The following is an 18,231-nucleotide window of genomic DNA, read 5'->3' on the forward strand; positions in this document are numbered from 1 at the left end:
GTAAGAGCGTCTAATATGTTAAATCAACCAATTGGGTTAAATTTTCGTTTGTATGTTAACGATTAATTTGCCATATTTTAAGTAAATTGCAAGGATGCCCATGCAAAAAATAATATTTTTCCTCTTTATGTTTTTGTCTACTAATTTCTTAGTAGCGCAATCTGTCGAATATTCGACAGGTAGTTTTAATTTTTATGAGAATAAAGGGCAATGGCCAAACGGTGTTTTATACCGTGCTAAATTTCCTAGTGGAAGTATTTGGCTCGAACAAGCAAGGGTACTCTATCATTTTTTAGATTATAGTAATCTGCATGATGCACATGCAAATCCTGATCATAAACCGTCTGATGATGATGGAACTTTTAAACAGGCTTTGCTGGCAGCCAAATTTATTGGAGCGAATACGAATGTCAAACCTAAAAGTGAATTGCCAACTAAAGATTATCAGAATTATTTTTTAGGGAATATTAAGTCGAGATGGGCGACGAATGTGCACGGATATAATCGTGTCACCTATCCATCATTATACAATGGTATCGATGCAGTGTTTTTTGAACATGAAGGCCAATTAAAATACGAATTCAAACTAGCACCTAAAGTAAATACGAACCTAATTAAAATCGAATACGAAGGGTATACCAATATCAAATTGAATAAAAAAGGGCACCTGACTATTGAAACTAAAATTGGTGTCTTAGAAGAGCAAAAACCTTATGCTTATCAAATTAAGAATGGTAGAATAATTGAAATTCCTTGTGAATTTGTTTTAACAAAAGACATCGTGACGTTTAAATTGGGTGAATATGATCAGTCACTCGAATTGGTAATTGATCCAATATTAATTTTTGCAACCTATAGTGGTGCCGATTCTGATAATTTTGGAATGACAGCGACTTATGCCTATGACGGCAAAGCTTATAGTGGAGGTACCTTATTTGGGAACTCTTATCCCACACCTGCTCCAGCATGGAATACGACACCTAATATAACAGTAGAAGACGTTGGAACGCTAACTACAGATGTATTTATCTCCAAATACTCTGAAGATGGTACGGATATGATCTGGACCAATTTTATTGGTGGAGGTGACAATACGCAAGGAACAGAAACTGTCCACAGTCTTATTTGTGATTTAGACAATAATGTTTATTTATATGGCGCTACGGCTAGTTTGGATTTTCCAATTGCAGGTGGTTTTCAACCTGACCATGCGGGTGGTAATACGCTTTCAATAAATTCGAATGGCGCGAGATTTGGTTCTGCTGGAACGGATATTTTTGTTGCAAAATTCAGTTCAAATGGAATGGATTTAATGGGGTCAACTTATGTCGGTGGTTCTGGAAACGATGGTGTTAATTATAAGTTGAGTTCAGGAGCATATACCCTGGTTTCACATTACGATTCTTTAACTACAAATTACGGCGACCAATTTAGAGGTGAGATTATGTTGGATGAAGACAATAATATTTTAATTGCCTCTAGTTCATGGTCGGAGGATTTTCCAGTTGAATCTAGTTTTCAAATGACCAATGCTGGATTGCAAGATGCGGTTTTATTTAAGATTGAGGCAGATTTTTCGTCTTTGCTTTGGTCAACTTATTTTGGAGGCACAAATAATGATGCGGGATACTCCGTAAAAATTGATTCGAGTTTTAATGTGATTCTTGGTGGAGGTACAAGTTCTACTGACATTCCTGGAGTGTTAGGAGGTTTTCAATCTTCTTATAATGGAGGCAAAACTGATGGATATGTAGTTAAAATAAGTCCTGATGGAACAGCAATCGTTCAAAGTACTTATGTAGGTACAAGTTTATACGATCAAGCCTTTTTTATTGAAGTCGACCGATGGGATAATATTTATATCGTCGGACAAAGTTTTGGATCAATGCCTATAAGTGCAGATGTATACAATAATCCAGGATCATCTCAATTTATATGGAAGCTGAATCCTACGCTTACAGGAACAGAATTTACAACAGTTTTTGGTAATGAGCGGGCAGGGATTAATATTTCACCTTCAGCATTCTTAGTTGATGTCTGTGGTAATATTTATGTTTCAGGTTGGGGAGGAAGTGTTTTAGGCGGAACACGTTTGGATGATATGCCTACTACTGATGATGCTTTTCAAGAGACACCGCCAAATGGATTTGATTTTTATTTAATGGTATTGGAAAGAGAAGCTACTTCTTTATTATATGGGACCTATATGGGTGGTGGATTAGCGCAAGAACATGTAGATGGTGGTACATCTAGATTTGATAAGTATGGCGTTGTTTACCAATCAGTTTGTGGAGGTTGTGGCGGTCGTAGTGATTTCCCTACTACGCCAGGTGCCCATTCGGCAACCAATGAAAGTTCGAATTGTAATAACCTCGTTTTTAAATTCGATTTTGAAATTATACCTGTTGCTAATTTTGAGGTGGATTTATTAGAAGGTTGTGCACCACTAACATTGAATTTTGAAAATGAAAGCAATGATACCGTCAATTTTGTGTGGGATTTTGGACCGGGAACAGAAATCGTTTCCGGTGGAGCAAGTCCTTCTGTTTTATTTACTGAACCTGGAACCTACGAAGTCGTTCTAATGATAACAGACACAATTTGTGATTTAACAGATACGGCCGTAAAAATAATTACTGTTTATGACGAATTGGTTTTGGAAGTGCCGAATGACACCATTGTTTGTACAGCAGTAGATTATGAATTATTCGCAAATTCGTTTGGTTCAGCGATTTCATTTACGTGGTCGGACAATATAGATTTTGGTACCGTTTTAAACGATGGGGTTATGGATTCAACTATTCGAATTTCGCCAACTACAACTACTACTTTCTATGTTAAAGCATCAAATGGATGGGAGCTTTGTGATATAATTGACTCTGTTACCGTTGTATTTGTAGATGGTGCGATTGAGATGATGGCAGATACATTGATTTGTGAAGGAAATGTTGTGAATCTATATGCTGATAATATTTATCCAGACATTGTACTGACTTATAATTGGGAACCGAACGAATTTATTTTTGAGGAAGTAGGAAACACAGCTAAAGCGGTACCGCCAACAAGCATGTATTTTTATCTAACCGCAACTTCCGAATTGGGTTGTACAATTACTGATTCTGTTTGGGTAGAAGTTCAAGTTTTAGATGGATGGACAATTGAAGCGATAGCAACACCAGCTTTTGTGCCTGTAGGTGGTGAGACGCAGTTAGAAGCATTCCCGTTAGGATTCGAATACAATTGGTTACCTACTGAAGGATTGGACGATCCAACGTCACGAACACCAAAAGCTAGGGTTGATGAGAATACAGTGTTTTTAGTTTATATGAATAATGGTGTCTGTTTTGTACAAGATACAGTCCATGTAAAAGTATATGAATTTGTTTGTGGCGATGTTTACATTTTTGTACCCAATGCTTTCTCGCCGAATGGAGATGGAGAGAACGATCAAGTATATGTCCGAGGAAAAAACATAGAGGAAATAGAATTCAAAATATTTGATAGATGGGGTGAGAAAATCTTCGAAACAACCGATCAAGCTATTGGGTGGAATGGAACCTATAAAGGAAAAGAAATGGATCCAGATGTTTATGTTTATCACCTCAAAGTGATTTGTTTTGATGGACAAGAGAATTTAATCAAAGGGAATATAACCTTGCTCAAATAGTATTGATTCGATTGAAATTAATCAGTTATATAGCGCTTTTCTTTTGCTGCCTCAATGGGACGGCACAGGATATTCATTTCTCTCAATTCTACATGAATCCTACTAGTTTAAATCCTGCATTGACAGGAAATTTTGATGGAGACTGGCGTTTTGGAGGAAACCAAAGAAGCCAATGGCGTTCGGTGTCAAGGCCATTTAATACGATAGGCTTTTCTGCAGAGAATAGAGAAGAGTATTTATTGCCCAACCTTTATCACGGCTTTAATTTAATGCACGATGCCGCTGGTGATGGAGATTATCGTACAACTGAAGTGAATTTAACAAGTGCCTATAAATATTACCTCGATTTAGATTCTTTACATACAGTAACTGCTGGAGTGCAATTGGGCATCATTCACCGCAGTATTAACTTTAGTAAATTGAATTTCGACAATCAATTCAATGGCTACTATTACGATCCTGATCTACCAACACAAGAATCTTTTCAACAAGCGAAACGTACGGCTTTAAATTTTGCGATAGGTGCTATTTATACTTTTAAACCTGAATACCGTAAAGAAATTACAGCTGGAATTGGGTGGTTTAATTTAGCACAACCTAAACAAAGTTTTTTTGGAGATAATATTATTAAAAGAGACAAAAGGTTTGTGCTACATGCACGGGCTACATATAAATTAAACTTCGAATGGGATTTACAGCCTGCATTATTCATGCAATTCCAAGGGAAGTATAAAGAAATTGTACTCGGAACTAATTTGAGATATATCTATAAGGATAAGAGAGGTGAATTTATTGCTCCGTATGCAGGATTATGGTTCCGGAATAATGATGCTTTATTTTTATCGGTTGGTGCATATTATAACAATTGGATCGTTGGTATTAGTTATGATATAAATATGTCACAATTGGCACCTGCCAGTAATGTGCGCGGTGGATTAGAGTTTTCAGTACAATATATCTTACATTTGTTTAAACCTAAAGAGATTCAACATCGAATTTGTCCTGACTATCTATAAATAATGCCTGTTAAATTTAAAGAACTGATATCAATTCAACTGAAATACACCCTTTTACTATGGTGTCTAATGCCGGTTCTTTTATTTGCTCAGTCATTCAGTCAAATGGTTGAATTTGCCGATGAAAAGGTGGTAGAAGGAGATTATTTTTATGCGATTCGTTATTACGAAAAGGCCATGAAGATCGATTCTAATTCGGTGGAGATATTATGGAAATTCGCTGAGGCACAAAGAAAATTTAAAAATTATAAAAAGGCAGCTTATTATTACGATAAGGTCTATGATAAAGAGAATGCATCGATTTATCCGAATAGTGTTTTCTGGTTGGCATCAATGCAAAAGTTGATCGGGGAATATGAAGCCTCTTTGGTAAACTGGAAATTGGCCAAGAAGGTTTTTAAAAAGCAAAAAAAATCGTACGAGTATCGCAAATCACAGCAAGAAATAATCTCTTGTTTATGGGCTCAAAAGGCGATTATAGATACAAGTGATTATATTGTAGATGCGTTGCCATCACCTGTTAATTCGAACGATACAGAATTAGCGCCACTCATTGTTAATGACCAACTTTGGTTTACTTCTTTAAAAGCTGATTCTATCAATCGTCATGAGGAAGTGTTCAGTACAGAGTATTCGTTGCAAATTTATACGGCAGATAAAAAGGAGGACCTTTTTAGCAATGTTCAACCTTTAAAAGGGGTGAAGGAAAAAGGAATGAATGCGGCGAATGGTTCAGTCAGTCCAGATGGTAAAAGGTTTTATTTTTCGCAATGCGATGCTGACTTCCGTTGCAAAATAATGGTGGGCAAAATTAGTAATGGCAAAATCATTGACGTCGACAGTTTAGGGGAAATTATAAATGAGCCGAATGCCATCAATACGATGCCACATTGTACAAATATTAATGGGCAAGAAGTATTGTTTTTTGTGTCGAATAGAGAGAAGTCGGCAGGAGGATTAGATATTTGGTACAGTACGATTAAATCAGGTAATCAATACGGCAGACCTATCAATTTAGGCAGAGGAATAAACACGATGGATGATGAAATCTCTCCTTTTTATGACACAATAACTGATCGACTTTATTTTAGTTCTGCTTGGCACGAAGGTTTTGGTGGACAAGATATTTTTTATGCCACACAAGAGAATATGCGTTTTATTACAGAACCAGTAAACCTTGGTTTACCCATCAATTCTTCTCAAAACGATACTTATTTTACGATTGACCAAAAGGCCTCAAAATATATTTTCTCAACAAATAGAACAGGCGTAAAAGCAGCTAAAAGTCCCAATTGCTGTAACGATTTATTCGCAGCTTATTTACCTGTCGTTCCGCCTCCAACTAAAGAAGAAAGCTTGGCAGATTTAAATAAACGACTGCCTGTAACACTTTATTTTCATAATGACAGACCGAACCCTAGAAGTGTAGATACAACCACGACTTTAACCTATAAAGAAACCTATGACAACTATGTTGACATGGATGGAAAGTATCAAACTGAATATGCAAAAGGTTTATCGGGGGATGAAGCAGAAGAGGCAAAAGAAGATATTAATGACTTTTTTGTAGAGTATGTGAGACAAGGAATTGTAGATCTCAGCGACTTTATTCGTTTATTAAAAGTTGAATTAGACAAGGGTTATGCTATTGAAATTACGGTAAAAGGTTTTGCAAGTCCTTTGGCAAAAACAGATTATAATGTCAAATTAACCCAAAGACGAATTTCAAGTTTAATTAATTATTTGATGGAGCTTGAGGATGGCGAATTGGCTCCCTATTTAAATGGAACAGCTTCAAACGGAGGACGGTTATCATTTATTAAAATCCCTTTTGGTGAGTATACAGCCCATTCGTTAATTAGTGATAATGTGAACGATCAAAAGAACTCCGTCTACAGCAGGAAAGCAGCGTTGGAACGAAAAATCGAGATTCAATCTGTTCGCTTTGCGAATAAAGCATCTGGTTTGGCTGAAATTAAATTCGACAAAGCAATTCACGACTTCGGTCCAGCTAAAAAAGGAACAAAATTATCCCACGAATTTAAAATCACAAATTCAAGTGATACCACATTGATTATTGAAGAAATAATAGCAGAATGTGGCTGTACCAACTTTGAATTAGGGCAATCAATTTTAGCTCCAGGTGAGTCTACAAAATTAAAAGTCGACCTAGATACAGATCAACTTATTGGTAAAACAGTGAAGCAAATCACAATAAAAGCCAATATTGAAAACGGCTCTAAATCGGTTAGTTTAACAACCGAAGTTGCCAATTAATAACCGGCAACAAATTCATCAACCACCGCTTCATCTGTATTCACAGAAAAAGCCAGTAATTTAGGACCTGTTCCGTCGTCTATTGTGACTATACGCTCGTAAAAAAGTGTCGTATCAATTGCAAATGTATATTTCAATTTCACCGTTTAATGCCATTATTTGTTTTAGAACTGAATCCTGATTGTTTCTTGCGTTTTTTCAATTTCCCCCAAGAATCTAAAGTGGTGAACATGCCCATCCATTCTTCTCTTGAGGTCGCTTCAAGGGCATCTTCTGACAACATATTATCACAGATATAATCATATTCTTTTGCATCAAGTTTTTGGTGAAACTCGTCTACTATTTTATTAGCTTCGCCAGATCCACATGCCGACATTAAAAAAGAAACACTGATTAAAAGTAAAGGAATAAAATTTTTCATAGTTTAGTATAAATGAATTAGTTACGACTAAAATCAGAAAAAAAAACGAGAATCAATAGTTTTTTTAATAAAAAATGAACTTTTAATAACTTCATTTGTAGTTAAATATGAAGATGCTTTTAAAACAATAAAATGCTGAAATTATTTAAAATATCAATTTTACTTCTTTCCTTATCCGTTTTAGGACAGGGGCCGAGTATGTCCTTGCACGATTTAAAAGAGGCTTATTTGGAAAAAAGAAGTTTCTATTATCGAACCGAATTTAAAACATTACCCGAAACAAAACAGACTGATTTAAATAATCTCGTTCAAATTTTAAAAGAAAATGGACCGAATTCATTCGAATTTAATTTGGTTAATTATATCAATTCGAATTACGATTTAGCTGCTAAAAACAACCTGTTGAAGGCATATGAATTAAAACCAGACGATAGAAGAGTTCGGTTGGAAATGTTTGCATATTATGTAATGGTAGACGATCATGCGAAACAAGTTGAATTCGCTAAAAAGATTAAAAGTCAATTTACAACAGGTGAATTAAATTATTACCGATCGATGTTAAAGTCTGTGAAAGCAGATGTTATCATATTTAGTGGTAAACAAGATGCTTATCCCGCAATGGTTGTCAATTTACTCGAACAAGTTAATGCAAAGGCTACACTTGTTTCATTGGATTTAATACAGAATAAAACGTATAAAAAACAAGTTGAAGCAAGATTAAAAATAGCCAATACCACTTTTGTTGGGAACGAATCAAAGTACTTACAAATGATGATTGCAGCCAATCCTGCCAATCGTATAATTGCTTCAACAGTGCCTCAACGATACTTGAGTAAAATAATGAATGATGTTTATTTGATCGGATATTTTTATGAGTATAAAGCAAAAAATCAATTGAATTCGTTGACTTACTATTATAAAAGAGTTCAGCCTAGCATTAACGACATTAAAGAAATGAGCGCACGGGACAAAAAGTTATATGGTAATTATTTACCCGCTCTGCTAACGCTGTATAAATTGAGTTTAGCACAAGGTTTAGAAGTCTCGAAATTAAAATCGGACATCGAAACATTAGCAACAATATTAAATAAAACAACAGCAGTAAATCAAATTATAGACGCCTACGGTAAATAGAAATGAAGCTTTTTAAAAAGGACTATAAAAACTTTAGCGATGAAGACTTGATGCGCCGATTTACCGACGGTGATAGGAAAGCTTTTGAAGAAATCTATCAAAGATATGAGTCCTATATGGTTAATTTCTTCTACAGAAAATTGTGGCAGGATAGGATTAAAGCTGAGGATTTCGCACATGATTTATTTGCGAAATTAATTGATAATCCGAAAGTTTTTAATGCCGATAGAAATTTTAAAACTTGGCTTTTTTCTGTTGCCAATAACATGTGCAAAAACGAGTACAAGAAACAAGAAATTCGAAAACCGACAGGGTATGATATGCCTGAAGGATTTCAATCGGTTGACAATGAAGAGTTGCAAGATAGACAAGTTGATAAGGATAGCTTTAACGAAGAGTTAAAAGGCGCATTGGCAAATTTAGGAGAGAAACACAGTGCTGTATTTATGTTGCGTCATTTTGAAGGTTTATCAATAAATGAAATAGGAGAGGTACTTGAAATTAATGCGGGAACAGTAAAATCGCGCCTGCATCATGCGACAAAGTTTTTAGCAGATAAGTTAGCGGTTTATAGAAAAACAATACCATGAGTGTAGAAATAGAAGATATCATATTGAATAAAGAATTCTTCGAATTGACAGAAGAGGAGCGGACTTTGGTAAATGAAATTGCTGCAGATGAAGATGAATTTGAAGCGATAAAATGGACTTTGTCTCAAACGAGAAATGAATTTGATAAAAGCCAAATTATTCCGAGCGGTGAATTGCGTTCGAAAGTAATGGCGCACCTCGAAGATTCGGATCGTAAAAAAGTACTTTGGTTGAATTCCGTTGGTGCATTTATGTTGCCAAAAGAGAAATCTTTTTTTCAGAAACCTGCCATCCAAATAGGAATAGCGGCCGTATTGATTCTAGGTTTCTTAACCGTGTTTAAATTTGATGTAAACGAACCTAATTTGGCGAATAATGAACAGAAGATTGATGTTCAACGACAAGAATCCATTCAAGAGACTACACCATTAATTGAAAAAGAAATGGAAGTTGAACTTTTTACTGAAGACGAATTAACGGAGATTGAGGTCGTTGATCAAGCTCCAGAAGTTTTATCAAATCAAGAATTTAAAGGGGATACGAAGGATGTTTTTGGAAGTGCGAATAATGGTAAAAATAGTATCTCTGAAGATTTAAAATATATGCCAGCAGAAGTTAATGCAGAAGAGCCGGCGGCCCCTGTAATGGCTGCTCCGCAATTAGATATGTCTTTATCGGATAAAGATAATAGATCTGAAATGCTAGAACTTGATGATGCTGTTGATTTTGCAGACGAAGAGGGTGAAATGGAAAAATCTTCAAATACAGAATTAAATGAAATCCAAACGACAGCAAGAAAGGATTATACCAATGCTTTCAGAAGTAAGTCAAACATATCGAAAAAAGAAAAGGCCCCTGAAATGAAAAGCGAGGCGGTAAGTAGTGGTGCTTCGATAGGCAAACTTGAACCAACAATAGGGATTAGTATTGTAAATTCTAACGAATTAAAATCACTTTTTTTAACATATAATTAGAAAAGTAGTGCCACTCCATCATGCGACTTTAATTATCTTTGGTGAATGAAAAGACGAGGTCAACTTTTTTTATTCGCAGTATTTTCTACTGTGTTTATCGCATGTAATAACGAAAAACCTGCAGAATCAGTAGAGATTATTGAACCAGCAGTCGAATTTGAAGCACCGAGTAAAGAGACCTTTGCTTCAGATGATATCCAAATCGAATCGTATGATTTTGAAACTTTCAAACCTTTTCTAAATCAAAAAGATGGCAAAATACATGTCATCAATTTTTGGGCAACATGGTGTGTGCCATGTGTAGCTGAATTGCCATATTTTGAGGCGATAACTACAAATCATCCCGAAATTGATGTGACGCTCGTTTCATTGGATTTTGCGAATCAGGTAGAAAAAAGTTTGATTCCTTTTATGAAGAAGAATAACATTCAATCGCGTGTTATTTTATTAGACGACCCAGATGGTAATTCTTGGATTCCTCAAGTTGATGAAAATTGGTCAGGAGCAATTCCAGCTACAATCATCTATCAAGACGACAAATGGGAGTTCTATGAAAAATCATTTAGTGAAGAAGAATTACAAACAGAATTGAATAAATTTACAAATACATAAATAATAAAAATGAAAAAAATCGCATACTTAATTCCTTTGGCATTATTTGCTTGTGGAAATGAAAATCCAACGGAAGAAACAACAGGAGCAATCGATTCAGCAAATGTTGAAGTGGAAGTTGTTGAAGAAATAGTTGAACAAACGGGTTATAATATTGGTGATATCGCTACTGATTTCAGTTTAATCAATGTTGATAATAAAACAGTTTCAATGGCCGATTATAATGAGGCGAAAGGTTTCATTATTACATTTACTTGTAACCATTGTCCTTTCTCAATCGCAAACGAAGATCGTTTAATCGCATTGAATGCTAAATATGCGCCATTGGGATATCCTGTAATTGCTATTAATCCTAATGATCCTGAATTGGCACCAGATGACAGTTTTGAATTAATGAAAGTAAGAGCTAAAGAAAAAGGATTTAATTTCCCTTATTTATTAGATGAAGGTCAGCATATCTTTCCACAATATGGTGCGACTAAAACGCCTCACATGTATGTTTTAGAGAAAACGGATGCTGGTAATAGAGTTGCTTATATTGGTGCAATTGATAACAATGCAAAAGAAGCTGATCAAGTAACTGAAAAATATGTTGAAGATGCAGTTGATGCCTTATTAAGAGGTGAGCAACCTGCCGTAACAGAAACTGTTGCTATTGGTTGTTCTATCAAGAGCTAAAGTTATTTTAAAGCTTTTAAAAAGGGTCAAATCACTTGCTGATTTGACCCTTTTTTTTTGACGCATATTTGATTCATCTGCTTGAATAAAGCAGCCCAATACTGTCTCAAATGTTTTGTCTTTATTCTTTTATCTTTATTTCTTTATTCTTTTGTCTTTTATCTAACATTCTATTGAATACCCGCATATTGAATACCTGTGAGTTTAGATATTTCGTAATCTAATGTCGACAGGTCGTTAAAATTGAACTTCTCTACTGAATTATGTCCACAAGAACGGGCGACAACTTTAATTAAATCATTGCTTGCTTGAAAAAAGTTATGCAATTGTTTTGCTGATGAATCGATAATCAATCTGCTTCTAAGGTTTTCTTTTTGCGTCGCGATGCCAACAGGGCAATTATTCGTGCCACATGCACGCATGCCTAAACAACCGATGGCTTGCAAGGCAGAATTAGCAACAGCGATTGCATCTGCACCTAACATGAGTGCCTTTGCAAAGTCCTCAGCGACGCGTAGGCCACCTGTAATAATTAAGGTAACATCTTTTGCACCTATTTTATCTAAATGTTTTCTAGCCCTCGCTAAAGCAGGAATAGTAGGAATGTTAATATTGTCTCGGAGAATTGTTGGTGCAGATCCTGTTCCGCCACCTCTACCATCAAGAATAATATAATCTACGCCTACTTGAATTGCGAAGTCAATATCAGCTTCTATATGACTGGCAGCAAGTTTAAATCCAATTGGAATGCCTCCCGTAATTTTTCGAACCTCTTCAGCTACATTTTTAAAATCATCTACCGTTTTAAGGTCTGGAAATGCTGCTGGAGAAATGGCTGTTTCACCTTCTTTTAAACCTCTAACTGCTGCAATTTCTTTTGTTACTTTATCTCCAGGTAAATGTCCACCTGTTCCAGTTTTTGCGCCCTGTCCACCTTTAAAATGGAATGCTTGCGCTTTTTTTACTTTGTCCCATGAGAAACCAAATTTCCCTGAAGCCAATTCGTAAAAATAATTCGAATTATTGGCTTGCTCTTCGGGTAACATGCCACCTTCACCACTACAAATTCCAGTACCAGAAAGCTCAGCTCCTTTTGATAAAGCAATTTTAGCTTCCTTAGACAAAGCACCAAAACTCATGTCAGACACAAAAATGGGCATCGACAATGTCATGGGTTTTTTGGCATTTGGTCCAATGACTACAGCTGTTTTCACATCATCCTCATCCATTAAAGGGCGACTGGCTAATTGTGCCGGTAAGAATTGGATATGCTCCCATTTCGGCAATGTATTTCTATCAACCCCCATCGAAGCACTTGGTCCGTGATGACCGAAATTCTTCAAACCATTTTTAGATAAGGCTTTGATATAACCAGTAAAAGGTTCCGTTTCCTCAGGATGCGTATCCGCATATTGCCCCTGATATTCATCCCGATTAAAAGGCTGTGGAAATTTAATATTATAAGCATCTATTTCATCCTCATCAACCCAAAGATATCCATCCTTAATTTCAGATTTAAATTTATGTAATACTTCTTTATTGTTGTATTCTGAAACACCCGTATCATAACGATAATCCCATCCGTGTAAACCACAAATTAAATTGTCTCCCACTATATTTCCATCTGACATTAACGCACCTCTATGTAGGCATCTTCCATACAAAACAGAAACATTATCATCGTATCTTACAATGACAAGGTCAAGTCCGTTGATTTGATGATGGACAGGTGTTCGGTCTTTAAGGTCTTCGAATTTTAATGTTTTTGTCATAGGTATGGTTTTATAATATTAAACGCGGGTCATCCACAAATAATTCAGGTTCTAATTCGCAGATTGCAAGATTTGAATGCTATGAATTATTCCAATAAATTACTCAGAATTTATGAATAAGACGAACGGACTTAATGATGCTTACTTGAAAATGTGGATTTTCTATATTTTACCCACTCTCGCGCTCATTACGCACGGCTAGATTACCGCAAGAATAAGGTACGCACTCTCGCGCTCATTTAGCGTTAGCGTAATGAGAGTGTTATTCAGTCGCATTTGTAATGCGAATATTCTTGAATTTTAAAAAGTAGCACCATTGGAATATTTAGAACTTTGCAATTTTCTACTTCAGACCCTGAATAACAATTGTTTACAAAGCTTCTTTGGTGAAAACAATAACTTAAATGATTATTTGTAGTGGCATAACAAATGCCAAAATAAGAACACACTCATTACGCTCTGCTAAATGAGCGCGAGGGGTATACATCAATTGACCCTCCTGTCAAATTGAATAATGTTCGAGCACTAGCGTTCTATGCCCTTTTCGGATCAATTACTTTCACCAAAATCTGCAATTTATTCTTCAATGACATGAATCCATTTAGTTTTGTCAATTGATGCAGTATCTATGTTTGATACATAATTAAAGTAGCCAAGAAAGGGTGTGACTTTTACCGTTTTATAATTTGGCATATCTGAATCCCAAGCGCCACAATTCAAACTTCGTTCAATGATTATAGACTTTGATTCCTTATTGTAAAAAAGGTTACGATTGTTGTAGGAACACATGCCAGGAAACATAAAAAAGACCATTGAAAATAAGGGCAGAATAATCGCCAAGACAATTTTGACAGCAGTGGATGATAATTCATCATTTTGTTTGATTGTTGTGAGTATTGCAACAAATAAAGTGAATGGAAATGCAATTCCCACGATTTGTTGATATGCAGCCAATAATTCGGGTGAATTCCATTCTATTTTTAGGAATGATCTTAGTATTGGAGAAATAAGCCAAAAAATGATTAAAATCCATGGAATTTTGTACATGCGTTTTATCCTATTTTGTGTAATTCGTTTTCAAAATATTGTAATGCTTGGGTCACTGACCCAAGAATTAACTTTGGTAAGAATGTAAGCATTACATATGTGAAATTGTTGTTAACGAGAGTTTTTAAGTGTTAAAGATTGATTTTTAACCTCTAATATAAATACAAAAATCTAAAGAACTTTCAAAATATGCACGAAGTGATACGTACACTTCTTCACCTGGAATCCAATTGGCGAATTTCCAATATTCCCATTTTGTATCACCATTTTCTGGTGGAATAAGCAAAAACATTTGTTCTTCATCCAATCCTCCGATTAATATCGAACGGTCATACTTTTCTGGATTGATTTGGTTTTTCTTTAAGCCATTTGTTCCATATACTTTAATGAGGTCAGGAACAATATTTTTAGCATAATCAATTTTTGAAATTGGTAAAAACGAGGTCGCAATATCATTCACAGCCGGAAAGCCATTCGTTATACCTAAAAACGTCTTATAATCTGACGGCAATGTTATTGCTAACCTATTTTCCGCAGCCAGAATATCAGCTTCCAAAGCATTTTCAAAACCAATCCAATGCTCACAGGTAGTTTCAAAACCATCAGGGTTAAGTTCGACTGCTTTTGCCGATAAATCAGCGAGTAAATTATCTAAAGAAAGTGAAGCATATTTATCGTTTTCTTCTGTGATTGACATGTATGGATTGTTTAGCTGATGATTATTTGGGTATTGGGTGCCGTAAATTACAAGTAAAGGGCATATTTAGGGTTAAAAATAATCATTATACCTGAGGATACTTGAAAAGTGAAATTTGTATGGTCTAAACACTATTTAGTTGATCACGCAATTAATAACCAGCACATACTCGATGCTGATCATCAACTAAACCTGCGTCACACTGAGTACTTGACGATCCTGCTCTGCCCTGAGCGGCAGTCGAAGGGTAGGGGTCACATATAATCCCATGCTCATACAGTAAATATCCTAAAATGAAAAACGAGATTTCAGAAGTAATAAAAACTCCTTGATTATAAGTTTAGTATCGGTCACAAAACCTCTTTGGTGAAACGAATAACTTAGTTATTGGCAACTGGCTTTTATTTTTTTATCATTTGTCTGTGTTCAATTAATTCTATTCCTGAAATCCCACCTAATACTCTGTCTGAAATGTCAAATTTTGACTCGGACTTATCCAGGAATATTGTTCCTCTATTTAAAGTCATGTCAAAAAAACTTACAGCGGATTGAGAAATTGCAAAAGCTTCATTTTGAATCTTTCCGTTATGGTAGAAATAAACCATCTGCCAATGTCCGTCCCTATCAAACCAATCCATTTCGGATTCAAGGTTACTCCCTTCTACTACTTTTCCGTTCTCAGCATACTTTCCATTCTCAATCATCGTAAAATTCATACACGGATAAGCTTCATACGATCCACGACCACCAATTTCTATGCTATCCCATTGAAAGCAATTTAATTCAGATCCTAGGTCAATTTTTTTAACAGAGTCATTTGTCAATTTAGTGATCACTGAACTGAAGCAAGAAGTATCCAATTCTGGATTTTCAGGACAATTTGAACAGCTAATAAATGTCAAAGTCAATAATATGTATATCAGTCCTTTCATAATTGTGGCCAACATAAGAACAGAAACGTTCAGCAAAAGCTCAGTGCAACGCTCATTACGCTCTATTATCCCGAAAGTGGTCGGGAGAGCGCGAGAGGGAGCACTCGGCGCGTCGCGTGTCCGCCTTATGCGGGAATAGTTAGTTATTGTAGCTAGTTTTTATTATTCAACTTTGAAAATTCGCTATCAAAAATATCAATTATCTTTTCGTTTAGTTTCAATATAAATTTCAGATTCACTTTAAATTCTTCAATATTCTTGTTCATAGGAAAAGTTAGTTCATAGTTTTCGAAATCTCCTGTAATATTTTGAACTATTCTTCGATAAGAAAAAGAAGGAATTGAATTGTCCGACATAGGACTAAAAACTCTGTAAGAACAGTCAACCATTCCGTGCCCATAAGGTATCATAAACCGCAATTGAATACTCCCGAAAAAATAGTCTTTATAATACCTTTTTTCCGTTCCTGCTAATTTAAAATCCAGCTCAAGTTCATCTTTAACCTCTGTAGCTTCTTTTTTACTTAACCCTTTTCTATTTTCAAAATCCCAATATTTTTTGCACAATTCAACATATTCGGCTTTGTTGTCTAAGCCATTCAGAACTGACAAGCAAATTTTTTGAAAGTCGTTTTCTATCATTTCTATGTGATGAGTATCTTTAATTAGTTACAACGTTCCGTGTATGGTGTCGTAGCATCCCGAAGGGTGCTATGCACTATACACATTGTGTGTGCCCAGCATGGGCATCTTTTCCTATAAATATAGGAATTAATCTAGAGGGTGCAAGTCCCTTATGGGCGGAGGTAACGCATCGAACCATTAGTAAGTCGAAAGGTGGTATATCGTGAGTTATGCACTGAAGGAAGCGAAACTGCAAAACTTGGTAATGACGAACGGAAATGAAGTGTAGCGTAATTCATGAATACCATTAAAAATAAACAAGAATGAATAAACCAGATATGAGGCTATTAGGTCGGATGAGCAAACACGCTTCAGCTGCGTTCAGCGCACCGCATCATTGTGAAGTCCAAAACACGAAAGTGATGACCAAAATATTAGATCTGGCAGGGATCAAGGGAAAGAAGATGCAATTACCTGGAGAGGTCTTGGAATAGATTAGTTTTCTATGCGCCAAGAAATGGAGCAAAGCGGAATTCGTGAAAACTAATAAAAAAAAATTAACAAATGAACAAGCCAGCAGAAGTCATAGTACCTTTAAGAAACGAGTTGTGCATAGTCACATAGGTCTCAGAAGCAGGGAAGGACTGAACGTTAATCTTCTTGAAATTGAATTGGGAGTAATTTCACACTCTCGCGCTCATTTAGCCTTAGCGTAATGAGCGCGAGAGGGAAATACTTAGTTATTGTAGCTAGTTTAATCCAATTCGTACTTATCAAATTTTGCTCTAAATAAATATTCTCCCCAACCGTCATTCAATCCGTTTAATATTTCATTTTCAAAAAGTTGAATAGATGTTGTTTCACCGTAAGCATCCTTTGGTTCAATATTCTTACTATTCAAAAGAGTTTTAAACTCCTCAATTCCTTTGCACGATTCAGTTAGTTTTCCTTCTGAATAAGTCCTGAAGATTGGAGTTTCAGATATGTAGAATGTTTTTACCTCAAAACTTTTAGAGACATCTAATGGGAACTCTTCGTTTTGGGTCACTCTGTTTGCAACATCAGTTATAATTAACCATCCGTTTAATTCAGTAACTCCCATTGCTTTTTCCATTCTGTATGAAGTAGCATCTTCAAAAAACAGGTTTTCTTCTGATTTGTAAAGTACATCAGGTATAATTTTGTCAGTTTCTTGCTTTGATGCTTTAACACACATGAAGCTAATATTTCATGCCATAATTTCTAATTGTTTTATTTCCCTTTTAATACCTACAACGACTCGGCTATGGTTAGTGCGGGAATTAAAATTACTGAATTCCCGATTAAGCACTTAGCCAAAACTTTTTATTTTGTTTTATCTTTTTTAATATAAAGCCAAATCAAAAGATTTGTCGGACTTGGTTAAAAGCTCTAAACTTTAGGTTAAGCACCAAAACCCGTATTAACTATAACCATTGTGCCTGTTGCACAACTAATCTGTTGATAAATATAATTAATTAGATTTTAAGTAAAAGCCTGAATTTCGTATTTTTAGGTATGCAGGGTAAAAAAACATATCAAGAGAAGTTATTTACTCAGTTTTTGCTGAGTGAACGTGTACCTGAACATAACTTTTATAGACAATTGAAGTCGGTTTTAGACTTAAATTACTTGTATAAGTTAACCAAGCCTTTTTATGGTGAAAGTGGGCAAAAAAGTATTGATCCCGTTGTATTTTTTAAGTTGTGTTTGGTGGGGTATTTAGAGAATATTATCAGCGATAGGAAGCTTATTCAGCATTGTAGTATGCGG

General features: G+C 35.4%; 17 protein-coding genes. 9 read left to right on the top strand and 8 right to left on the bottom strand.

Annotated features, from left to right (window positions below):
- Nucleotides 1-100: 100 nt before the first annotated feature.
- The 3 genes from T367_RS0111625 to T367_RS0111635 are packed head-to-tail and all read left to right on the top strand — an operon-like array spanning nt 101 to nt 6,960.
- Nucleotides 101-3,667, top strand: coding sequence for a DUF7948 domain-containing protein (locus T367_RS0111625; RefSeq protein WP_169736063.1), 3,567 nt, complete (start codon nt 101-103; stop codon nt 3,665-3,667).
- Between the two features lie 11 nt (nt 3,668-3,678).
- Nucleotides 3,679-4,683: a PorP/SprF family type IX secretion system membrane protein gene (locus tag T367_RS0111630; RefSeq protein WP_169736064.1), complete on the top strand. Its 1,005-nt coding sequence runs from the start codon at nt 3,679-3,681 to the stop codon at nt 4,681-4,683.
- 3 nt (nt 4,684-4,686) lie between these two features.
- Nucleotides 4,687-6,960, top strand: a complete 2,274-nt coding sequence (locus T367_RS0111635) for a DUF1573 domain-containing protein (protein ID WP_084274405.1) — start codon at nt 4,687-4,689, stop codon at nt 6,958-6,960.
- Here the strand turns inward: T367_RS0111635 and T367_RS24920 are convergent.
- Nucleotides 6,957-7,097 carry a hypothetical protein gene (locus T367_RS24920; RefSeq protein WP_157454209.1) on the bottom strand — a complete coding sequence of 47 codons (141 nt, stop codon included), beginning with the start codon at nt 7,095-7,097 and terminating at the stop codon, nt 6,957-6,959. The genes T367_RS0111635 and T367_RS24920 overlap by 4 nt on opposite strands.
- 2 nt (nt 7,098-7,099) lie before the next feature.
- Nucleotides 7,100-7,381 (bottom strand): hypothetical protein, encoded by a 282-nt coding sequence (locus tag T367_RS0111645; RefSeq protein ID WP_027420006.1) that lies wholly within the window; start codon nt 7,379-7,381, stop codon nt 7,100-7,102.
- A gap of 132 nt (nt 7,382-7,513) precedes the next feature.
- On the opposite strand from T367_RS0111645, the gene T367_RS0111650 reads away from it, so the two are divergent.
- The 5 genes from T367_RS0111650 to T367_RS0111670 are packed head-to-tail and all read left to right on the top strand — an operon-like array spanning nt 7,514 to nt 11,369.
- Nucleotides 7,514-8,515: a hypothetical protein gene (locus T367_RS0111650; RefSeq protein ID WP_027420007.1), complete on the top strand. Its 1,002-nt coding sequence runs from the start codon at nt 7,514-7,516 to the stop codon at nt 8,513-8,515.
- A 2-nt stretch (nt 8,516-8,517) separates the two neighbouring features.
- Nucleotides 8,518-9,105, top strand: a complete 588-nt coding sequence (locus tag T367_RS0111655) for an RNA polymerase sigma factor (protein WP_027420008.1) — start codon at nt 8,518-8,520, stop codon at nt 9,103-9,105.
- Nucleotides 9,102-10,079: a hypothetical protein gene (locus T367_RS0111660; protein ID WP_027420009.1), complete on the top strand. Its 978-nt coding sequence runs from the start codon at nt 9,102-9,104 to the stop codon at nt 10,077-10,079. Before T367_RS0111655 ends, T367_RS0111660 begins: the two co-directional genes overlap by 4 nt.
- A gap of 45 nt (nt 10,080-10,124) precedes the next feature.
- Nucleotides 10,125-10,691: a TlpA disulfide reductase family protein gene (locus T367_RS0111665; protein ID WP_027420010.1), complete on the top strand. Its 567-nt coding sequence runs from the start codon at nt 10,125-10,127 to the stop codon at nt 10,689-10,691.
- Nucleotides 10,692-11,369 carry a thioredoxin family protein gene (locus T367_RS0111670; RefSeq protein ID WP_027420011.1) on the top strand — a complete coding sequence of 226 codons (678 nt, stop codon included), beginning with the start codon at nt 10,692-10,694 and terminating at the stop codon, nt 11,367-11,369. It abuts the gene before it with no gap.
- A gap of 170 nt (nt 11,370-11,539) precedes the next feature.
- Here T367_RS0111670 and T367_RS0111675 read toward each other — a convergent pair whose 3' ends face one another.
- The 6 genes from T367_RS0111675 to T367_RS0111705 form a co-directional block, all read right to left on the bottom strand.
- Nucleotides 11,540-13,141, bottom strand: coding sequence for a glutamate synthase-related protein (locus T367_RS0111675; RefSeq protein WP_027420012.1), 1,602 nt, complete (start codon nt 13,139-13,141; stop codon nt 11,540-11,542).
- A 576-nt stretch (nt 13,142-13,717) separates the two neighbouring features.
- The gene (locus T367_RS0111680; protein WP_027420013.1) at nt 13,718-14,188 is read right to left on the bottom strand and encodes a hypothetical protein; all 471 of its coding nucleotides are present in this window, start codon (nt 14,186-14,188) and stop codon (nt 13,718-13,720) included.
- A 145-nt stretch (nt 14,189-14,333) separates the two neighbouring features.
- The gene (locus T367_RS22180) at nt 14,334-14,885 is read right to left on the bottom strand and encodes an SMI1/KNR4 family protein (protein ID WP_051568512.1); all 552 of its coding nucleotides are present in this window, start codon (nt 14,883-14,885) and stop codon (nt 14,334-14,336) included.
- A 401-nt stretch (nt 14,886-15,286) separates the two neighbouring features.
- Nucleotides 15,287-15,817, bottom strand: coding sequence for a hypothetical protein (locus T367_RS0111690; protein ID WP_157454210.1), 531 nt, complete (start codon nt 15,815-15,817; stop codon nt 15,287-15,289).
- Nucleotides 15,818-15,969: 152 nt separating this feature from the next.
- Nucleotides 15,970-16,458 (bottom strand): hypothetical protein, encoded by a 489-nt coding sequence (locus T367_RS0111695; RefSeq protein ID WP_027420015.1) that lies wholly within the window; start codon nt 16,456-16,458, stop codon nt 15,970-15,972.
- Between the two features lie 736 nt (nt 16,459-17,194).
- Entirely contained in the window at nt 17,195-17,656 is a 462-nt protein-coding gene (locus T367_RS0111705) for a hypothetical protein (RefSeq protein ID WP_027420016.1), read from the bottom strand.
- Nucleotides 17,657-17,976: 320 nt separating this feature from the next.
- Between T367_RS0111705 and T367_RS24530 the strand changes: the two genes are divergently transcribed.
- A partial coding sequence (locus tag T367_RS24530) for a transposase (protein ID WP_027420017.1) occupies nt 17,977-18,231 on the top strand: 255 nt, incomplete at its 3' end.

The sequence above is a fragment of the Crocinitomix catalasitica ATCC 23190 genome (assembly GCF_000621625.1).
GTDB classification, from domain to species: domain Bacteria; phylum Bacteroidota; class Bacteroidia; order Flavobacteriales_D; family Crocinitomicaceae; genus Crocinitomix; species Crocinitomix catalasitica.